Source organism: Azospirillum sp. A23 (assembly GCF_042938965.1).
Lineage (GTDB): Bacteria > Pseudomonadota > Alphaproteobacteria > Azospirillales > Azospirillaceae > Azospirillum > Azospirillum melinis.
Window position 1 is genome coordinate 806502 of the sequence record NZ_CP170663.1, and the last position, 19683, is coordinate 826184.

General features: G+C 68.6%; 16 protein-coding genes. 3 read left to right on the forward strand and 13 right to left on the reverse strand.

The window, feature by feature from the left end:
* Positions 1–107 precede the first annotated feature (107 nt).
* From ABNQ40_RS03450 to ABNQ40_RS03500, 11 genes are all read right to left on the reverse strand, one after another.
* Positions 108–272, reverse strand: a complete 165-nt coding sequence (locus ABNQ40_RS03450) for a hypothetical protein (RefSeq protein WP_158285603.1) — start codon at positions 270–272, stop codon at positions 108–110.
* A gap of 56 nt (positions 273–328) precedes the next feature.
* On the reverse strand, positions 329–973 hold the full coding sequence (locus tag ABNQ40_RS03455; protein WP_109050721.1) for a response regulator transcription factor: 645 nt from the start codon (positions 971–973) through the stop codon (positions 329–331).
* The gene (locus ABNQ40_RS03460) at positions 973–2493 is read right to left on the reverse strand and encodes a response regulator (protein ID WP_109050720.1); all 1521 of its coding nucleotides are present in this window, start codon (positions 2491–2493) and stop codon (positions 973–975) included. Before ABNQ40_RS03460 ends, ABNQ40_RS03455 begins: the two co-directional genes overlap by 1 nt.
* Positions 2490–7535, reverse strand: coding sequence for an AAA family ATPase (locus ABNQ40_RS03465; protein ID WP_109050719.1), 5046 nt, complete (start codon positions 7533–7535; stop codon positions 2490–2492). The genes ABNQ40_RS03460 and ABNQ40_RS03465 overlap by 4 nt, the downstream gene beginning before the upstream one ends.
* Positions 7536–7622: 87 nt before the next feature.
* A complete protein-coding gene (locus tag ABNQ40_RS03470) occupies positions 7623–8579 on the reverse strand; it encodes an AraC family transcriptional regulator (protein ID WP_109050718.1) in 957 nt (318 codons plus the stop codon).
* A 207-nt stretch (positions 8580–8786) separates the two neighbouring features.
* Complete coding sequence (locus ABNQ40_RS03475; RefSeq protein ID WP_158285602.1) at positions 8787–9602, reverse strand: alpha/beta fold hydrolase; 816 nt, start codon at positions 9600–9602, stop codon at positions 8787–8789.
* 173 nt (positions 9603–9775) lie between these two features.
* Positions 9776–10768 carry an alpha/beta hydrolase gene (locus ABNQ40_RS03480; protein WP_109050716.1) on the reverse strand — a complete coding sequence of 331 codons (993 nt, stop codon included), beginning with the start codon at positions 10766–10768 and terminating at the stop codon, positions 9776–9778.
* A 17-nt stretch (positions 10769–10785) separates the two neighbouring features.
* The gene (locus ABNQ40_RS03485) at positions 10786–11382 is read right to left on the reverse strand and encodes a helix-turn-helix domain-containing protein (protein ID WP_247879891.1); all 597 of its coding nucleotides are present in this window, start codon (positions 11380–11382) and stop codon (positions 10786–10788) included.
* A 263-nt stretch (positions 11383–11645) separates the two neighbouring features.
* Positions 11646–12008, reverse strand: a complete 363-nt coding sequence (locus ABNQ40_RS03490) for an HPF/RaiA family ribosome-associated protein (RefSeq protein ID WP_109050714.1) — start codon at positions 12006–12008, stop codon at positions 11646–11648.
* A gap of 209 nt (positions 12009–12217) precedes the next feature.
* A complete protein-coding gene (locus ABNQ40_RS03495) occupies positions 12218–13312 on the reverse strand; it encodes a YeiH family protein (protein WP_391345534.1) in 1095 nt (364 codons plus the stop codon).
* A gap of 123 nt (positions 13313–13435) precedes the next feature.
* On the reverse strand, positions 13436–14638 hold the full coding sequence (locus ABNQ40_RS03500) for an ATP-dependent RecD-like DNA helicase (protein WP_109050346.1): 1203 nt from the start codon (positions 14636–14638) through the stop codon (positions 13436–13438).
* Between the two features lie 129 nt (positions 14639–14767).
* Here ABNQ40_RS03500 and ABNQ40_RS03505 point away from each other — a divergent pair, with 129 nt between their 5' ends.
* The gene (locus ABNQ40_RS03505) at positions 14768–15742 is read left to right on the forward strand and encodes an MBL fold metallo-hydrolase (protein ID WP_109050345.1); all 975 of its coding nucleotides are present in this window, start codon (positions 14768–14770) and stop codon (positions 15740–15742) included.
* Positions 15743–15905: 163 nt separating this feature from the next.
* On the opposite strand, the gene ABNQ40_RS03510 is transcribed toward ABNQ40_RS03505, so the two are convergent.
* Complete coding sequence (locus tag ABNQ40_RS03510; protein WP_109050344.1) at positions 15906–16892, reverse strand: aldo/keto reductase; 987 nt, start codon at positions 16890–16892, stop codon at positions 15906–15908.
* Positions 16893–17172: 280 nt separating this feature from the next.
* Between ABNQ40_RS03510 and ABNQ40_RS03515 the strand changes: the two genes are divergently transcribed.
* Complete coding sequence (locus ABNQ40_RS03515; RefSeq protein WP_391345537.1) at positions 17173–18165, forward strand: hypothetical protein; 993 nt, start codon at positions 17173–17175, stop codon at positions 18163–18165.
* A gap of 13 nt (positions 18166–18178) precedes the next feature.
* Here ABNQ40_RS03515 and ABNQ40_RS03520 read toward each other — a convergent pair whose 3' ends face one another.
* Positions 18179–18664 (reverse strand): Lrp/AsnC family transcriptional regulator, encoded by a 486-nt coding sequence (locus ABNQ40_RS03520; protein WP_109490991.1) that lies wholly within the window; start codon positions 18662–18664, stop codon positions 18179–18181.
* 109 nt (positions 18665–18773) lie between these two features.
* Between ABNQ40_RS03520 and ABNQ40_RS03525 the strand changes: the two genes are divergently transcribed.
* On the forward strand, positions 18774–19676 hold the full coding sequence (locus ABNQ40_RS03525) for a DMT family transporter (protein WP_199235347.1): 903 nt from the start codon (positions 18774–18776) through the stop codon (positions 19674–19676).
* Positions 19677–19683 lie beyond the last annotated feature (7 nt).

The following is a 19683-nucleotide window of genomic DNA, read 5'->3' on the forward strand; positions in this document are numbered from 1 at the left end:
TCTTTTGCGGCGCATGCCTTTTCCGGCACCCATGTCAGACAGGAAAAACGGGAGAATAATTAAGAAAAAGTTAGAGTAAATTCCTGATTTCTCTTCGGGTGATTGCCTCAGTCATACGGATTGATCGAAGGACGACGATCACTTCGAAAGCTTCGTTCAACAAATTGGTTGCCGCTGCGCCATCGTTGCCGGCCGACGCGCTTGCCGGGGAGGATTCCGTCGCGGGCCATCGCCGCGCCGGTCCGTGGCGACGGATCTATGGAAATGGTCATATGATTATGATCCGACATGCCAAGGAGGCTCACAGGCGAAGGTGGACAACTGCCCCCTACTGGGTCCGGCCGGTCGCGGTCAGGCTGTCGACGATGCGGACCAGTTCCACGACGGAGCGGGCCTCCATCTTGCGCATGGCCTGACCGCGGTGCAGCTTCACCGTCGCCTCGCTGAGCCCGAGATCGTCGGCGATCTGCTTGTTGCGCAGGCCAGAGACCACCATCAAGGTGATCTCGCGTTCCCGCGGGGTCAGCGTGTCGAAGCGGGCACGCTGGGTGGTCAGGCCGCGCTCCTGGCAGCGGCGCTCGCCATGGGCGGCGATGGCGGCATGGATGGCGTCCAGAAGCTCCTGGTGATGCACGGGCTTGGTCAGGAACTCGAAGGCTCCCGCCTTCATGGCGCGCACCGACATCGGCACGTCGGCATGGCCGCTGATGAAGATCACCGGCAGGCTGTTGCCGGATCGCGCGAGTTCCGCCTGGAAATCCAGGCCGCTGCGCCCCGGCAACCGCACGTCCAGCACCATGCAGCCGACGTCGATGGCCGGCCGCTGGTCGACATACTGCTGGACCGAGCCGTAGCTCCTGACCTGCAGGCCGACGGAATCGAGCAGCCCCTCCAACGCCTCGCGGACGGCTTCGTCGTCGTCGATGATGACGACGGTTTCGGGCGTAGCCACCGCCTCCGCCTTCCTCACCATCACTTTCCTCCGGGCGATACGGGCAGCACGAATTCGAACACGCTCCCGCCCGACGTGCCGGGCGTCGCGGTCAGCCGTCCGCCATGCAGCTCGACGATCGACCGGCTGATCGACAGGCCCATGCCCAGCCCGTCGGGCTTGGTGGTGTACAGCGCGCGGAAGATGGCATCGATGTCGGTTTCGACGATGCCCGGTCCGCTGTCCTCGACCCGGACGCGGAGCCAGCCGTCGTCGCTGCCGGTGACGATGCGCAGCCGCCGTTCGGGCAGATCGTCGGCGGACATCGCCTCGATGGCGTTCATCACCAGATTCAGGACGAGCTGCTGCAACTGCACCCGGTCGCCATGGACCCAGGGCGGACCGGCCTGAAGATCGGTTTCCACCGTGATGCGGGCGCGGCGCAGCTCGGCCCGCACCAGTTCCAGCGTGTCGGCGGTCAGCGCGCTGATGTCGACCCAACCGGGATCGACCGGAGTCCGGCGGGCCAGCGCGCGGATGCTGCGCACCACGTCGCCGGCCCGCTGGGCGTCGCGCACGATCCGCTCCACCACCATGCGGGTCTTGTCGAGGTCGGGCTGAGGCTGCGACAGGTGCTGGAGGCAGGTTCCGGCATTGGTGACGATCGCCATCAGCGGCTGGTTCACCTCATGCGCAACAGCGGCGGCCAGTTCCCCCATCATGGTCAGCCGGCCGATATGGGCTAGGTCGGCCTGGGCCGTGCGCAGCGCCTCGGCGATCCGGCGGCGCTGGGTCAGATCGCGGAAAACCAGGATCGATCCGACGAAATCCCCACGGTCGTCGATGATGGCGGAGCAACGCTCCTCGACGACGATCCCGGCCGGCAAAGCATCCGCATCCCCGCCGCGCGGCAACAGGCGGGATTGCCGTTCCGGCGGGGCGAAGTCGCCGCTGCGCAGGACGACGGCGGAGAAATCCTCCAGCGGCTGCTGCGTTTCCTCGTCGACCACGACGAAGACGGCCGACAGCGGCTGCCCGGCGGCGTCCGCGGCGGTCCAGCCCGTCATCGTCTCCGCCGCGCGGTTCATGAAATCGACCCGGCCGTCGCGGTTGCACAGGATGACGCCGTCGCGGATGCTGGCCAGAGTCGCGGCATAGCGCCGCTCGCTGAGGCGCAGCCTAGTGTCGCTGGCATGCTTGTACAACGCCATCTGGATCACGGTGCGCATCTGCGGCTCTTCGAAGGGCTTCAGCAGATAGCCGAAGGGCTCCGTCAGGCTGGCGCGATGCACGACCTCGTCGTTGGCATAGGCGGTCAGGAAGACGATGGGGATGCGGTGGGCGTCGCGGATCCGGCGTGCCGCCTCGATCCCGTCCATCTCCCCTTCCAGGCGAATGTCCATCAGGACGAGATCGGGTTGCTGGCTGCACGCCATCCGCACGGCATCCTCGCCGCTGGCAGACATGCCGACAACCACATGACCCATGCGGGACAGTTGATGCTGAATATCGCGCGCAACGATGCGGTCGTCTTCGACGATCAGGATGCGTGCCGCGATCATTGACTTCCCCGATTGCGCCCCTTCAAAGGAAAGGTAACGATGAATTCTGAACCGGCACCCGACCTGTACTTCAATGCACCGTGCAACTGACTGGTCAAGTCCGAAACAAGCTGAAAGCCCACGGACTCCATCCTATCGGGATCGCATCCTTCGGGCAAGCCCACGCCGTCGTCCCGGACGGACAGGCGGCACTCCTGCCCGTCGGTGGTCAGGGCGATCCGCAGAACCCCGCCCTGCCCGCCCGGAAAAGCATGCTTCAGAGCGTTGGAGACCAGTTCGTTGACGATCAGCCCGCAGGGCACCGCGCGGTCGAGGTCCAGCTTCAGGTCGTCGAGTTCGGTTTCCAGCCGCACCGCCCCGGCATTTCGGGAATAGGCGCGCAGCAGATGGGCGCAGACCGATTCCAGATGCTCACGCATCGGCACCCAGGCGAAGTTGCCCAGGCGATAGAGGCTTTCGTGCACCAGCGCCATCGAGCGCACGCGGTCGCGGCTGTCGGCGAACAATGCTGCCACCGCCTTGTCCTCGATGCGGCGGGATTGGAGGTTGAGCAGGCTGGTGACGAGCTGGAGGTTGTTCTTCACCCGGTGGTGGATTTCCTTCAGCAGCGCGTCCTTCTCCTCCAGCGTCGCCGTTTCCAGCGAGGCCGCCGCCTGGGCGCCGAGCAGGGTCAGCACATTGACCCGCTGCGGGGTGAAGGCGTAGGTCGCCAGCGCATTCTCCAGATGCAGCAGCCCGACGACACGGCGGCGGCGGACCAGCGGCAGGCACAGGATGGAGCGCGCCTCCGTCTCCTGGAAATAGGGATCGGCGGACAGTGGGCCGGCGGCGCGGGTGTCGTCGACGATCACCGCCTCCTGGTCGCGGACGGCGCCATGGATGATGGTGTGGGGCAGCGGGAAGCGGTCGGCATCCTCCTGCACCAGCCGGACCGACACGCCATAGAGGCCGATGGTCGCCTCCGCCTCCACGCGCAGCCGTTCGCCGCGGGCGAGGATCAGCAGGCCGCGGCTGGCGCCGGCATGTTCCAGCACCAGGGTCAGCAGGGTGGCGGTCAGCTGCTCCACGCCCGCCTGATCGGAAACGGTGCGCAGCGTTTCCAGGAGAGAAGCCAGATCGACCCCATCGAACCCACGCGGGGCCTCCGGCATCACCGCCTCGCCCGACTCCAGGGTCAGGGAGGGATGGCGGCGAGCGAGCTGCCGGACCTTGGCCGTCGCCCCCCAACGGCCGTAGCGGTCGGCCGCCTCGCGGATGCAGGCCAGCTCCAGCGTGGGAACCCCCATCCGGCGGTAGAGGCCGGCGGCGCATTCATGGGCCAGCGCCTCTACATGCGGCAGGGCGTTGCGCCGGGCGGCCAGAACGGCGCGGTCGTAGCCGCGCATCGCATCCTCGGTCCGCCCCTGCGTGCGTGCCGCCTCCGCCTCCGCCAGGGCGAAGCGCGCGTCGAAGCTGTCGGGGCTGTGGCCGGCCCATTCGCGCAACTGGTTGAGATGGCGGGACAGGGCCACGGCATGCCGGGCACGCTCCTCCGGCTCCACCCCGTCCATCGCCCCTGCCCTGGCCAGGGCGGCGTGGAAATGGAACTCCGCCATCTCCCAATGGCCCGAGGTGGTCCACAAAAGCCCCTCCGCCCGTTCCGCCGCCTCGACCGCCGCCGCCATGTCGCCGGCGATGCAGCGGAGCTGGAGCGTGCGGATCCAATGCCAGCAGGTGGCGATGTCCAGGCTGGGGTTGGCCAGCAGCCGCGCCTCGAAGGCGGCATTGTCGAAGCCGCGCCCGTCGAAGGAGCCGAGTTCGTCGGTCCGCCCGCGCAAGGCGCGCACAAGCTGCAACTGGGTGGTCAGGATGTCGGCGCACAGCCCGAACTTCACCTGCCGCACATAGGCGAGCCGCGCCTCCGCCGTGCGCTGCACCGTCGCCAGCGGATCGCCCGACGCCAGCATGCTGGTGACCAGCGTCACGCTGGTGAAGCCGCCATAGGTGACGTCGCCGGCCTCCCGCGCCTCCTCGAAGGCGCGCAGGAGCAAAGGCCGCTCGCTGCGGATGTCGCGGGTCCAGGGCACGACGTGATAGGCGAACGTCATCAGCACCCGCGCCCGGTAGCGCGTCCGCCCGTGCCGCTCCGCCAGATCGTAGCCGAGCCGGCCGAACGCGTAGCCGGCGTCATAATCGCCGAAATAGGGGCCGGCCATCATGCCGAGATAGGCGAAGCCCAGGGCGGAGGCGTCGCTGCGCCCATGCTGGAGCGTCAGGTTCGCCATCCGGCAGAGGATCAGGCAGACGAGGTTGCGGTCGCTGAAGAAGGCGGGCGGCAAGGCGGCCGCCAGCACGTCCAGCGTCGCCCGGCTGTCGGGATCGTTCACCGCCGACAGCGCCGCCAGCGAACTGATCGGCCGGCCGCCGATGGCCTCGCGCAGCCGCGCATATTCCTCATGGGCAAGGGCGGCCGACGGGTGGGCCGGCCAGTCGATGCCGGCGCCGCGCAGATAGGCGAGGCAGGCGTCAATGGCGCGGTCGCTGCGGTCGATGGCGGTGTAGACGGTCACCAGCAAGGCGGTTATGGCGGCGCGGTCAGCCGGACATCCGCTCCGCCCGACCAGCCCGAGAAGCCGCAGTTCCGCCCGCTGCAGATCGCCGCTGAGGAACTCGCATTCGGCCTGGAGATGTTCCAGCGCGAAGGCCAGCCGGTGCCGCCGTTCCCACTGGCCGCCCTCCAGCAGGCGGAGGCCGGCCAGCGCATAGGCGAGTGCGGAGCCGTGGGCGCTGGCGGCCTTGGCCTGATGACCGGCGGCGAGGTGGAGCGTGGCCACCTCCTCCCGCTCGCGCCCCTCCTGGATCAGGGAGAGGCAGCGGTCATACTGCCCGACCAGCGCGAACAGCCGTCCTCCCGAAAGATCGGCGGCAAATCCGCGGTGCAGGGCGCGGGCGATGTCGAGATGGAGCCTGCTGCGCCCCTCGGCCGGCACCAGCGCATAGGCTCCTTCCTGCACCCGGTCATGGAGGAAGCGGTAGCCGCCATCGCTGCGCAGAATCAGCCCTTCGGCCAGAACCGGCTCCAGATTGCGCCCGGTTTCCGCCTCCGTCAGGCCGGCGGCAAGCGCCAGGGTGGCGAGGGGAGCGCTGGCGCCCAGCGCGGCAAGCCGGGCCAGCAGATCGCGCGCCCGCGCCGGGAAGCGCCCGAGCCGTTCGGTCATCAACGTGGCGATGCTGGCGCCCGACCGGGCCGTTTCCACCGCCGCCATGTCCCAGTCCCAGCGCTTCGCCTCGCGGTCGAACCACAGCCGGCCGGAGCGCTCCAGCGCGGTCAGGAGGTGCACGGCGAAGAAGGCGTTGCCGCCGGTCCGCTCCTCCAGCAGGGCGGCCAGCGCCGCCACCTCGTCGGGCTTGCGGTCCAGGCTGTCGGAAACCATCCGGCGCAGGTCGTCGGACGACAGCGGTCCCAGCGCGATCTCGCAGCAATCGATCTCCGCCTCGGCAGGCTCTGCCGCGGAACGCCTGATCCGCTCCATCAGGGCAGCGAGCGGATGGTCCGGCCCGACCTCGTCGCTGCGGTAGGCGCCAATCAACAGCAGATGACCGATGCCGCCGTCGGCGACCAGCCGGTTCAGCAGATCCAGCGTCGCGCGGTCCAGCCATTGCAGATCGTCGAGGAACAGCACCAGAGGGTGGTCGGCGCGGGCGAAAAGCTGGAGCACGCGGCGGAACAGCAGGTCGAAGCGGTTCTGCGCCTCCTGCGGCGGCAGCGGCGGCACCGCCAGCTGTTCGCCGATCAGCAGGGCGAGGTTGGGAATCAACGCGGTCATCAGCGCGCCGCCGTCGCCGACCGCCTCGGCAAGGCCGCGGCTCCACTGGTCGCGGTGCGGGACCGGCAGGGCGAGGATTCGCGTAATCAGGCCGCGGAAGGCCTCCGCCAGGCTGGCATAGGGGAGATCGCGGCGGCCCTGGTCGAACTTGCCGGCGGCGAACAGGCCGCGCGGCGGCACCAGCTGTTCCTCCAGCGCATGGACGACCGCCGACTTCCCCACGCCGGACCGTCCGGAAATCAGCACGATGCCCATCCGGCCCCGCCCGGCGACCCGTTCGAAGGCGGCCTGGAGCACGGCCACCGGCTCCTCCCGGCCATAGAGCGAGGCCGGCGGCTCCAGCCCCTCCGGCAGGTCGCGGCCGCCGGGCGGGAAAGCCGGAATGCTGCCCTGCCCATCCCAAAGTTGGAGGGCATGGGTGAGGTCGCGGACAAGACCGTCGGCGGTCTGGTAGCGGTCCTCCGCCGTCTTGGCGAGCAGCCGCAGCAAAATGCCGGAAATCCCCGGCGGCAGGTCGGGGGCATGGGTGGCCGGTGGGATCGGCGCGCGGGCGAGATGGCTGTGGACCCATTCCATCGCATCGCGGGCGGCGAAGGGCAGTTCTCCCGTGAACAGCTCGTAGAGCGTGACACCCAGCGCATAGAGGTCGCTACGCCGGTCGACCGGGCGGTTCATCCGCCCCGACTGCTCGGGCGCCATGTAGGGCAGCAGCGCCGCCGGCCGCTCCACGTCCTGCCGCCGCGGGGCCGACAGGTCGGCGGCGCGGCCGAAGCCGGTCAGCCACACCGCGCCATCCTCCCCGACCAGCAGGTTGAAGGGCCGCAGGTCGCCATGCAGGATCCCGCGGCGGTGCAGCCGCGCCACCGCGGCGGCGATGCGGATCGCCAGGGACAGCCGCTGGCGGAATGACCCGGCGGATACGGCAGGCATGGACAGCGTCAGCGCCGGCAGCGGCTGCCCGCCCGGATCGGCCAGGGTCAGCACCGGCACGGCGCCATGGCGCAACAGTTCGAGCGGCTTCACCGCCCAGGCGGGGTCGAGCAGCGGCGACAGCTCATGCTCCTGCCGCAGGCGGGCGAGCACGGCATCGGTGGGCACACCCGGTTCCGCCATGCGCGCCAGGACCGGAAAGGGCTGGCCCGGTCGCGTCACCCGCAGCAGCCGGGTTTCCCCATCGCCGCCGAGCGCGTGGGTGCCGGAGCCCGTTTCCGTCAGATGGTCTAGACTGGACTCCATGAAACGGCCCTTCCCCAGCGCAGCCTCGACAGGATAGCGGCATTCCGCCGCGGTTGGGGAAATTGCCGCGGCGCGCCGGCAGGACGATCAGGCACAGGGGATTTCGGCAGGCGTATGGGACGAGAGGCCCGCCGGCAGGACGGCATCGACACCGGCATTGCGCCGCCGCCAGCTGCGCGGCGAAATGCCGACCAGACGGCTGAAGGTGCGGGTGAAATGGCTCTGGTCGGCGAAACCGCAGGCCAGCGCCACGTCGGCCAGCGTCTGGGATCCGTCGCGCATCAGCGTCTTCGCATGGTCGATCCGCCGGTGCAGCAGCCACTGGTAGGGCGTGGTGTTGGCGGTACGGCGGAAGGCGCGGACGAAATGCCCGACCGACAGCCGGCATTCGGCGGCAAGATCGGCCAGCCGGATCTCGCCGTCGAGATTGGCGGCGATCATCTCCTTCACCCGCCTCTCCTGCCAGGGCGCCAGCATGCCCCCGGTCCTGGCGGCGCTCACCCGGCCATAGGCGGTCACGACGTGGGTCGCCAGCGCCGAACAGACATGGTCGAGATACAGCAGGCTGATCCGCTCCGGAAACTCCAGCGTCGGCAGGATGGCCGATGCCAGCGCCCGCACGGTTGGATCGTTGACCGGACTGCTGGGCGCAATCGACAGGTCCTCCAGCCGGCCGCCATGGACGTCGGGGCAGGCGCTTTCCAGCGCCGTCCGGGGCAGATGGAAGGTCAGCGTGTCGAACGCCGTGTGCATGTGGCAATCGATCTTGCGGCGGTAGTCGTGGATCGAGGTCAGCCCGGCGATGTTGGCGGGCTTCTCCACCAGCCGGCCGTCGACCCAGACGTCGGAATGGAAATTGGACAGGTGATGGCTGACCAGAAAGGCGTCCTCCGACACCGGGCTGAAATGGCCGACGCCGCCCGCCATGCAGCGGATCCGCGCGACCCCCACCGTGCCGCTGCCCGAGCCGAGGATCAGAACCTCCGGCTCATCCGGCGTCGGAACGTAGCGCATCCGCAGATTGGACTGGTGGGCCGAGGCCATGGGGCGTCTCCGTTGGCTGGCGCACGGCTTTCCATGGAGAGGAACCGCCGCCCGACTTGCTCACACAGGGTAAACGCGACCATGTGCCGCACACCACTAGACGCAGATTAACCTCGGCAGTGTTTAGGTCGAGCGACCCTAGACCTTGGTTTAGGGTCTTGGCTTTCGATGCAACGAATACCGGCTTTATACTGCACGATCACTAATTTAGCAAAGCCAGGAGAGATGGCGGTCGAGCGCCGCGATCACCGTTCCGGGTGCCGACAGGTGGGGCAGATGCCCGGCGGCATCCAGGATCTCCAGTACGCTGCCCGACAGATGGTCGCGCAGATATTCAGCCGCTTCACGGGTCACCGCGGCGTCCTCCCGGGCTTGCAGGATGACGGCGGGCACCGTCACCTCGGCAAGACGGCTGCGGACATCGCTGCGCAGCACGGTCAGCAGCAGTGACAGCGCCATGTCCGGACGCATCGCCCGCAGCGAGGCGGCGAATTCCCGCACGACCGGGTCCTCCGCCGGGCGGGAGACGACCAGCTGGCCGAATTGGACCGTCCACCGCATGTAATCCTGCGTGGCGTTGTCGATCAGGGCATCGATGCCGGCGGTGTCGAAGCCGCCGCGATAGTCGCCGACATTGCGATAGCAGGCCGATCCGCCCAGCAGGACCAGCTTGGCAAACAGGTTTGGCATCCTTATCGAGGCAAGCACCGCCACCATCCCCGCCACCGAATGGCCGATGCAGACGCACCTCTCGATCCGAAGGGCTTCGAGGATGGCCAGCACATCGCGGGCATAGGCGTCCAGCGTGCCGTAGCTGGCATGGTCGTAATGCATCTGACTGCCGGGACCGATCCCGGCCAGATCGAACAGCACGATGCGATAGCGGTCCAGCAACGCCTCCACGACGTGGCGCCACGCCGACTGCTCCGTGCCGAAGCCGGGAATGAGGACCAAAGTCTCCGCCCCCGATCCGACCACGGAGACCTTGTGGCGCTCCAGAATCGAGGAGCCGTTTTCGATCATATCAAGGCACCGACAAAGCGCGATGATCGATGCAACCATAGTGTGCGGCGCATCGGCAAGTAGGATTGCCCCTGACCGACCCGGCAAGCGGAAGATGTTGCGCCCGCCCGGACGAGCCGGGCAGGCGCCGTGAAGGACCGATTGGAATCTAGCGGTCGGCGTTCAGCACCACGTCAGCGGCACAGGGCCCGGCGGACGGAGTCGGCGGCCAGGATCACCGCCTCCTCCGCCTTGCGGACATGGCGGGTCAGGCTGGCGAAGGAGTGGGGAAGAGTTTCGTGCAGAACCAGCCGGTGCGGGATCCGTGCCTGCTCCAGCCGCTGGGCGAGCCGCAGGCTGTCGTCGCGCAGGCAGTCCAGCCCGGCAGCGGCAATGTGCAGCGCCGGCAATCCGCGCAGATCGGCGAGCAGCGGAGCCGCCGCGGGGTCGCAGGTGATCCCGCCATGGCCGAGATACTGCCGCCAGTACCAGCGCATCCGTTCCGTTGTCAGGCCGAAACGTCCGTCGCCGAACAGCCGGTGCGATTCGGTGTCGAAATCATGGGCGAACATGCCGTAGAGCAGCAGGACGAAGGATAGCGGCGGCCCCGGCTCGTCCCGCGCATCGAGGGCGAGGCCGAGCGCCAGATTGGCACCCGCTGAATCGCCGCCGGCGGCGATCCGCTCCGGGTCGAGGCCATGGCCGGCCCCATGGCGGACCACCCAGCGCAAGGCAGCCAGCGCCTCCCCCCGCTGATGGGGAAAGCGCCGCTCCGGTGCGAGGCTGTAGGCGACGGCGCAGACCGCCGCACCGCTGTGCCGGGCCAGCAGGCGCAGCAGCCGGTCATGGGTGTCGATGGAATTGACCACGAATCCGCCACCATGGAAATAGATCAGCACCGGCAGGGGCCTGCCATCCTCCGACGCGCCCGGCGGCCGGATCAGGCGCAGGCGCAAAGGCCCTGCCGGGCCGTCCGTCACCACCTCCCGCACGTCGGCGGGCAGCGCGGCGGGCAGCGCCGGGCCGTTGAGGAAGACATGGTAGCGCTCCGCCGCATCGCGCGCCTCGGTCAGTGGCTGGCGCAGCGGGTCGGCGGGAACGAGGCCGGCGCGGGCCGCCAGCGCGCCCAGCTCCACCACCTGTGGATCGGGCAGATGTCGCTGAAAAGGCAGGACGGTGTCCGGCATCGCCGCTCTCCCCAAGGTCAGAGGATGTAGGACATGACAAGGTACAGCACCGCATCGCCATCGCCGGAATTGCGGTAGCGGTGGGGGACGTCGGCCTCGAACAGGATCGAGTCGCCCTCCTCCAGCCGGTGCTCGCCGCCGGCGGTGGCGATGTCGACCTGCCCGCGGCCGACCAGGATGTTTTCGACGGTGCCGGGGGAGTGGCCGTCGGCGGACTCGTCGGCGCCGGGCGACAGGCGCAATTCGTAGAACTCCACCTGCCGCTCGCCCTTCAATGGGAACAGGGCGCGGGAGGTGAAAAGGCCGTCGCGGGAGGTCAGGCTGCGCTGCTCGGCCCGCCGGATCACCGTGGTGCCGGCGTCGCCTCCGGTGCTGAGCAGGCTGGAAAATGACAGGTCCAGAGCCTTGGCCACCGTCCACAAGGTGCCGATGTCGGGCCGGTGCCGTCCCTCCTCGATCGCCATCAGGATGTGCGGGTCGCTGCCGGACAGCTGTGCCAGCCCGTCCACCGACAGCCCCTGCCGCCGACGGAGGCCACGCAGATTGTCCCCGATCACCCCGACCAGATGGTCGAGAGACGGCGGGGCGGAGTGTTGAGCAGTGTCGATCGTCATGGCTCCGTTCTCCTGCGGCACGAATGACCGGAGCGACACGGTTCGCCCCGACGGATCGGGGAGATTGAACATGACATTTTCCTACTTTTCAAGTAGGAAAATTCATATCTTAATGTGAATTATTGCGGTAGTGATTATTTTATACATTAAGAAGTTGTTTAATTTTACGGATCTGCCGTAAAGCAAAGCGCCCCGCCCGTCCGGATGGCCGGATAGGCGGGGCGCTGGGCGGATTGGAAACGGACAGTTTGCTGTCCAGGCGATTACGGCAGGGCGGCGTCGGCAGCGTGGGCCTTCACCTCGTGGCGATGACGTTCGGCGAAACGCTCCAATGTGCGGCGTGCGGCGTCGAAGGCGTCACGGATGGCCGCATCGGCGCTCTCGTGGCCATGACCGCCGGATTTGTCGCTGCGCACGACCAGTTCCTCTCCGGGAACGGTCAGGGCGACCTGGACGGTGTACTGCTTGCCCTGATGCTGGTGGCGATGGGGAACTTCGAAGACCACGCGTTTGGACAGAATATTTCCGAAATAGCGGTCGAGCTTGTCGGCATGCTCGCGGATCGAATGCTCCAGGGCGGGAGAGGGGTCGATGTTGCGGAAGGCGATCTGCAACGGTTGACGCATGACCATGCTCCTTGTTCTACGCGCGGGGCGCGCGGCGCCTGGGCCGCCCTCCCCGCGGGGCCCGCCCCATCCGCCGGCCGGCCGGTGAGGGGCGGGCGAAGGGGCTTGGTGATCCCAGGATCGCACAGCGGTGGAATCCTGCATTAACCTGCATCAATGCGGCCCTCGGGTGCCGGATGTAGACTCCCGCCCGTTTTCCAGCCCAGGCCTCAAGTCAGGCCGATCAGGCGGATCAGCGTCAGGCTGATCGTGCCCAGCGCCAGCAGGGAAAGCACCACCGCCGCCGTCACCCGCCCGCCCGCCCGCGCCACCGTCCGCACATCGACCCCCAGCCCCAGCGCCGCCATCGACACCACCGTCAGCAGGGTGGCCGCGTGCTCCATCGCCGGCAGGGCGGCATGCGGGATGAGGTCGAACGAACGCAGGGCGATCATCGCCAGGAAGCCCTGGATGAACCACGGCACCAGATGATGGACCGGCGGACGGGGCCGGCCTCGACGCGGCGCGCCGGCATCGGCGTCGACCGCGTCTCCACCCAGCCGGGGCGCCAGCAGCGACAGCAGCAGGCAGACCGGCCCGAGCATCAGCACCCGCACCAGCTTCACCAGCGTGCCGACCTGCACGGCGGTGGCGCCCAGCGGGGCGGCGGCGGCGATCACCTGCGGCACGGCATAGACGGTCAGTCCCGCCAGCGCGCCATACTGAACCCCGCTCAGCCGCAATCCGATGCCGAGCAGCGGCAGGCCAAGCACGACGGCCACGCCGAGCACGGCGGTGAAGGCGATGGAGGCGGCGACGTCGTCGCTGTGCGCATCGATCACCGGCGCCACCGCGGCAATGGCCGAATTGCCGCAGATGGCGTTGCCGCAGGCCACTAGAACCGCCATGCGCACCGGCAGGCCGAGCAGCCTCCCGATCCCGAATCCCGCCAACAGCGCCAGCGCCACCACGCCTGCAATCCCCAGCAACAGCGCTGGCCCGGCCGACAGGATGGTCGCGGCGCTGACCGAGGCCCCCAGCAGGACCACCGCCACCTCCAGCAGGATTTTGGCGGAAAAGGCGATGCCCGGTTGCCAGCTTGCGGACGGCGCCCAGGCGGTGCGGAGCGTGGTGCCGATCAGGATCGCCAGCACCAGCGCCTCGATCCACGCCTCGCCGAACAGCGCCATCTCAGCCTTGGCCGCTGCGAAGGCGAGTGCGGTAACGCCGACGCACAGCGCAAGACCGGGCAGAAGGCCGCGGATATGGAAAAGCAAAGGCTTTCCCGGCACCGCCTTTGCGGGTGCCGCGGTGTCAGGGATCATGGAACGGGTCTCCGGAAGCGGTTGGGACCGGAAAACACCGTTCCCATACGTAAAATTATGGAGACCGCTTCCGATCACATCCAACACAAAGATGTGATGTGTTCGATAAATTGAATTTATGGATCAGGCCGGCAGGCAGTCATCGAATTCAGGCACCTGCCATGGCCCGCCGAGGTCGGCATTGCGCAGCAGCAGAACCAATTCCTCGCGCGAGCGGGTGACGGCGGTGTAGAGCCAGCGCCAGCGATGCTCCCGGAAGGCGGCCGAATCGTCCACCACGGTGACCGACGGGAATTCCGACCCCTGCGAGGCATGGCAGGTGATCAGCCACGCCCAGTCGTAAAGCTGGATGTCCTTGCCCACCCGCGGCTGGACCATCCCCTCGACGTAGTGGGCCTGGAACATCCAGGGATGGACGATCAGCTTGCTGCGCGACCGCACCTCGTCCTCCATCTGCACGCCGAGCGACCACAGGCCGGCATCGCGGCCCTGCGCCTCGGCGGCCGGCCGGGTCAGGGAACCGATCATGCCGTTGAAGAGCCCCTCGTCCTTCTGGTTGCGCCGGCAGATGACGCGCTCCCCCATCTGCGGCATCGTGGAGTCGTGGCCCAGCAGCGTGCGCATGCGCTTGGTGTAGGTGGTGCGGACGCGGTGGGTGCCGCAGATCGCCTGTGAGGACTGCCGCATCACCAGCGATTGGGTGCGGTGCTCCAGCGGCAGGACATGGACCTTGCCGACGGACCCGAAGCGCCGCGGCATCTCCTGCCGGCGCAGCAGATGGGCCAGCCGGATCACCGGGCTTTCGCGGGCGGTGCGGTGCGGCTCGGTCAGGCGGAAATCCGGCTCCCCGCTGGTGAACAGCCCCTGGCCGGAGACCGGCGGCAGCTGGTAATCGTCGGCGATGACGAGGATCTTCTTGCCGGTCCGCATCAGGTCGCGCGCCAGATCGTCACCGATCATCGACCCCTCGTCGCAGACGATCAGGTCGGCGTCGGCCACCGGCCCGTCGTTGCGGCGGGCGAAGATCAGTTCGCCGCTGTCGCCGTCCTTGCGCGGGGCGTAGAGCAGCGAATGCAGGGTCGCCGCCCCGTCGATGCCCTTCTGGCGCAGCACCTGGGCGGCCTTGCCGGTCGGAGCGCCCACCACATAGTCGGTCAGCCGGCGACGTTCGAGCAGATGCTCCAGCGCGAAGACGGTGGTCTTGGTCTTGCCGGTCCCGGCCTCCCCGGCCAGCCAGAAGACCTGCTGGGCGTCGTCGTCCTTGTACCAGGCGTCGATCGCCTGGATGGCGCGATGCTGTTCGTCGGTCGGGCTATCGGACTGCATTGGATCGAACCAGGATCAAACCATGAATGAAGACGGCACAGTAGCCCGACCGCCCACCGCCGGTCCATAGAACTTCGCCGCGGCGACACCATCTCCTCCGGAACCATGGTTGCAAAGGATCCGGTACGCATGCGCAATCCTTATTGGCAGGGTCCGGCGACGTCGAATTTCGACGGGCTGCGCTTCTTCAATCCGGGCGAACCGGAAACCGACCGCAGCCTGCGCCAGCTGCTGCGCTGGCAATTCGGGCGGAAGGCGGTCAAATGGCCGCGGCAGGTGGCGGTGACGCCGGTCATGCCGGCACGGCACGTCGCGGGCCTCCGCGTGACGGTGGTGGGGCATGTCACCACACTGGTCCAGGCGGCCGGGTTGAACATCCTGACCGACCCGGTCTGGTCCGACCGCGCCAGCCCGGTGCGCTTCGCGGGACCGAAGCGGGTCACGGCACCGGGCATCCGCTTCCACGATTTGCCGAAGATCGACGCGGTGCTGGTGTCGCACAACCATTACGACCATCTCGACGTGGCGACGCTGAAGCGCCTGCACCTGCGCGACGCGCCGCTGATGGTCACCCCGCTCGGCAACGACACCATCCTGCGCAAGCATATTCCGGGGGTGCGGGTCGCGGCGGGCGACTGGTGGAGCCGGTTCGAGCTGGCGCCGGGGGCGGAAGTCCACATCGTGCCGGCCAACCACTGGTCGTCACGCACCGGGCGTGACCGGCGCATGGCGCTGTGGGGCGGCTTCGTCCTGCGCACGCCGGCCGGCTCGGTCTATTTCGCCGGGGACACCGGCTATGGCAGCGGGGCGGCCTTCCGCGCCATTGGGGAACGGCTGGGAGGCTGCGATCTGGGGCTGATTCCCATCGGTGCCTATGACCCGCGCTGGTTCATGTCCGCCCAGCATTGCGACCCGGACGAGGCGGTGCGGATCATGCTGGACATCGGGGCCAGGAAGGCCGTCGGCATCCATTGGGGAACCTTCGCCCTGACCGACGAAGCGCGGGACGAGCCGCCGCAACTGCTGCGCACCGCGCTGGCCACCCACGGCATCGACCCGGCCCGCTTCGAAGTGGGGCATCCGGGGACGGTGGTGGACAGCTGACAGGAGAGCCGAAGCTGAACGTCGGGTCCATGCCGCATGCGTGACGGACCATGGGCCGGCGGCCACGGTTCTGCCTGAAGAGCGCCCCACCATCGCCGCCTATGGCGGCGGCGCGGCGCTGAGACGCCGGCACCGCCGCCGGGTTGCCTATGCCGGGAATGGCTCAGGCCGGGGTCGGCGCCTGTTCCGGCAGGACGCCGGAGGCTTTCAGTTCCCGCCAGAAGTCGGCAGGAATCGGCTGGCCCATCAGCGTCACATTCTCATGCACGCGCGCCGGGTTCTTGGTGCCGGGAATGACCGAGGCGACGACCGGATGCGCTGCACAGAATTGCAGGGCCGCCGCGCGCAGGTCGACACCGTGGCGCCTGGCGATCTCCGCCAGCCGGTCGCGCGCCGCCACCTTGTCGGGGGACGCCTCCTGATACTCGAAATTCTTGCCCCCGGCGATGATGCCGGAATTGTAGGGACCGCCGACCACCACGTGGACACCGCGCTCGGCACAGCGGGGGAAAAGCTCGTCCAGTGCAGGCTGGTTCAGCAGGCTGTAGCGTCCGGCCAGCAGAAAGACGTCGGGGTCCGCCCGCTCCAGCGCCATCACGCAGGGTTCCACCCGGTTGACGCCAAGGCCCCAGCCACGGATCACCTCCTCCTCGCGCAACTGCGTCAAGGCGACGGCCGCACCCTTCATCGCGGTGTCGAACACCTCCAGCCAGCGGTCGCCATGGGCGTCCTCGGCGCAGTCGTGGATATAGGCGATGTCGATGCGCGCCATGCCCAACCTTTGCAGGCTGTCCTCGATGGAGCGGCGCACACCGTCGGCGGTGTAATCGTAATCGACGCGGAACGGCAGGCCCTTCACGAAGGGGCCATGCTGACCGCCTTTGCTCGCATCGGCGCGCAGCAGCCGGCCGACCTTGGTCGACAGAACGAACTCGTCGCGCGGACGGCTGCGCAGGACATGGCCGAACCGGTGTTCGGAAATGCCGGGACCATATTCGGGGGCCGTGTCGAAATAGCGGATGCCGGCGTCCCAGGCGGCGTCGAGGGTTGCTGCGGCCGTCTCGTCGGTCACCTCCTCGAACATGTTGCCCAGGGGCGCTCCGCCGAAGCCGAGCGGGCCGGGCGGGGCGAAATGCGTGCTGTCTGACATTGGAAAACCTTTCCGTCTCTGGCACCGTTCGATGCACCCGATCAACACCGCGCCTCACCGGGCCGTTCCTGGTTCAGGCGGCCTCTGCCGACTGCCCAGCCGGCGCTTGACTGGCATTTCCGGCATGCCCAGCTTGCTACGCGGACTGGACGGGGATCGGGACGTAGATGGCGATGGGGGCGGACGAAAACACGGAAATCCTTGGCGAGGCCCGCCGAATCCTCGCCGCTGGAGACAGAGGCGCGCTGGCGCCCCGGCAACGCTCGGCGATCTGGCGGACTTGCTCGCCGACACCTTCGACGAGAGCTACACCGCCGAACGGGTGCTGGCCCTGCTGACACCCGCAAGACGCCGCGCTCTGAAAAGCCGCTTCGTCTCCACCGACGAGAGCGGAGGTGCTAAGGTCTGGCTGCCGGCCGACGTGCTGGACCGGTTGCGCGATGTCGCCGACACGCCGCTCGACGCCATCCGCGCCCTGCTGGACAGCGGGCGCGGCCTGCCCGAAGCGGGCAGCGAGGAGCATTGCCGCAAGCGCCGCTGCGCGCCCCAGCTGCTGCTGTCCGATCCCGGCGCCTGGCAGTGCCGGACCTGCGGCCTGACCGGACGGGCCGACCTGCCGCCCAACCCGATCGTCGCCGGCCACCTGACCGACCAGCGAAGCCGCATCGCCGAGCTGCACGCCCTGGCCGCCGCGATCCATGAGGGCTGGGGCGCCGGCGAGCGCTTCACCGTCGCCGATGCCGCGGCGAAGCGCCTGCCCGGCATCCCGGCCGACCGCGACCGGCTGAAGTCGCTGCTTGCCGATCTTCTGCGTGACGGGCTGCTGGAAGAGGCGCCCGGCCCGCGTGGCGGCGCCGGTTACCGCGTGCTGGAGGAGCCGCCGGACTGGATCGCCGACGCCATGGCCGAACGCCGCCGGCAGCGGGAAGCGGAGGCCCGCGTCCGTGAGGATCGCGCCGCCGCCCTGCGCAAGGTGCTGGAGGACGGGCTGACCCACACCACCGCCGACGGAGAGCGCGTGGAGATCGTGCAGAGCGACCGCGGCCTGGAACTGCGCTTTCCAGCCATCCCGTCCTGGGAATTGCGGGAGGAGATGAAGCGGCAGGGCCATTGCCGGTGGGATGGCCGGCGGCGGCGCTGGTGCCGCCTGTCCCCGGTCACCAGCGTCGAGCCCTGGCTGGCGGCAGCGCTCGACGCCGGCGCCACCGTGGCGCCGCTGGGGACCGCCGACCCGGATGCCGAGGATTGGGGATACGAGGAATGGCCGGATTGATGGCTGCTCCGTCCTACAGATCGACCTCCAGCGTCACCTTCACCGGGTCGAGCACGACCATCGTCTGGAAGGACTGCACCAGTTCGTTGTCGGCGAACAGGCGGCGCGACAGAACCTCGTAGCTCGCCATGTCGGGGACCAGCAGGATCAGGACGAAGCTGGCCTTCCCGGTGACGAAATAGCATTGCTGAACCTCCGGCGCCTCGCGGAACAGGCGCTTGGCGGCGGCGATGACGGGGGAGCGGTCGTTGATCGTCTGGACCTCCACCACCACCGTCACCCCCTGCCCCACCGCGGCCGGATCGACCACCGCCACATTGCGGCGGATGATGCCGGCCGCCTCCATCCGCGCGATGCGGCGCTGCACGGCCGGGGCGGAGAGATGCACCGCCTCGCCGATCTCGCGCTGGGAGGTCTTGTTGTCCAGTTGCAGGATGCGCAGGATCGCGCGATCCTGGTCGTCGAGCTGGTCCGGCGGGCGAGCGATTGTTGAGCGCATGGCGGCTTCGGCGAAAGAACGGTGCGTCGGAAGCGCCAAACTTAAGCGCTCTCTGCCCCATCGTCACAGTATCTTTTCGCCTGATCCTCTTCTGCCGGGAGCCGGGCATATGGCGAACGCCTCCATCGAAACGTCTGCCGAAACGTCTGCCGCCACCCGGCCCGAACCGGCGGCGCTGCCGCTGCTGCTCCTGCTTGCCTCGCTGCTGTCGCAATATGTCGGGGCGGCGTCGGCGAAATCGCTGTTCCCGCTGGTCGGGGCAGAGGGCGTGACCGGCCTGCGGGTGGGGCTGTCGGCGCTGATGCTGATGGCGATCCTGCGCCCGTGGCGCAGTCTGCCGGGACGCGGGGATCTGCGCAACCTGCTGGTCTACGGCGCCACGCTGGGGGCGATGAACCTGTCGATCTACCGCGCGATGGAGCTGATCCCCATCGGCATCGCCATCGCCATCGAGGTGACAGGCCCCCTGGCGGTGGCGCTGCTCGGATCGCGCCGGCTGAAGGATTTCCTGTGGATCGCCTGCGCCGCGGCCGGGCTTGTCCTGCTGCTGCCGCTGCGCGAGGCATCCGGCGCGCTGGATCCGGTGGGCGTCGCCTATGCGATGGCGGCGGCCTTCTGCTGGGCGCTCTATATCGTGTTCGGCAAGCGCGCCTCGTCCCTGCCGGGCGGACAGGCGGTGGCCTGGGGCATGCTGGTGGCGGCCAGTTTCACTGTTCCTCTGGGGATTTCCCATGCCGGCGCCGGGCTGCTGGTTCCGGCGGTTCTGCTCACCGGCTTGGCGGTGGCGGTGCTGTCGAGCATGGTGCCCTATCTGCTGGAGATGATGGCGCTCCGCCGCCTGCCGAGCCATGTGTTCGGCCTTGCCGTCAGCGCCTCCCCCGCCGTGGCGGCGCTGATCGGCTTCCTGATGCTGGGCGAGCGGCTGAGCGTAGTGCAGTGGGCCGCCATCGCCTGCATCATGTTCGCGTCGGCCGGCAGCGCGCTGGGCAAAGCCCGGCGTGGCCGGGAGTAACGCGCTT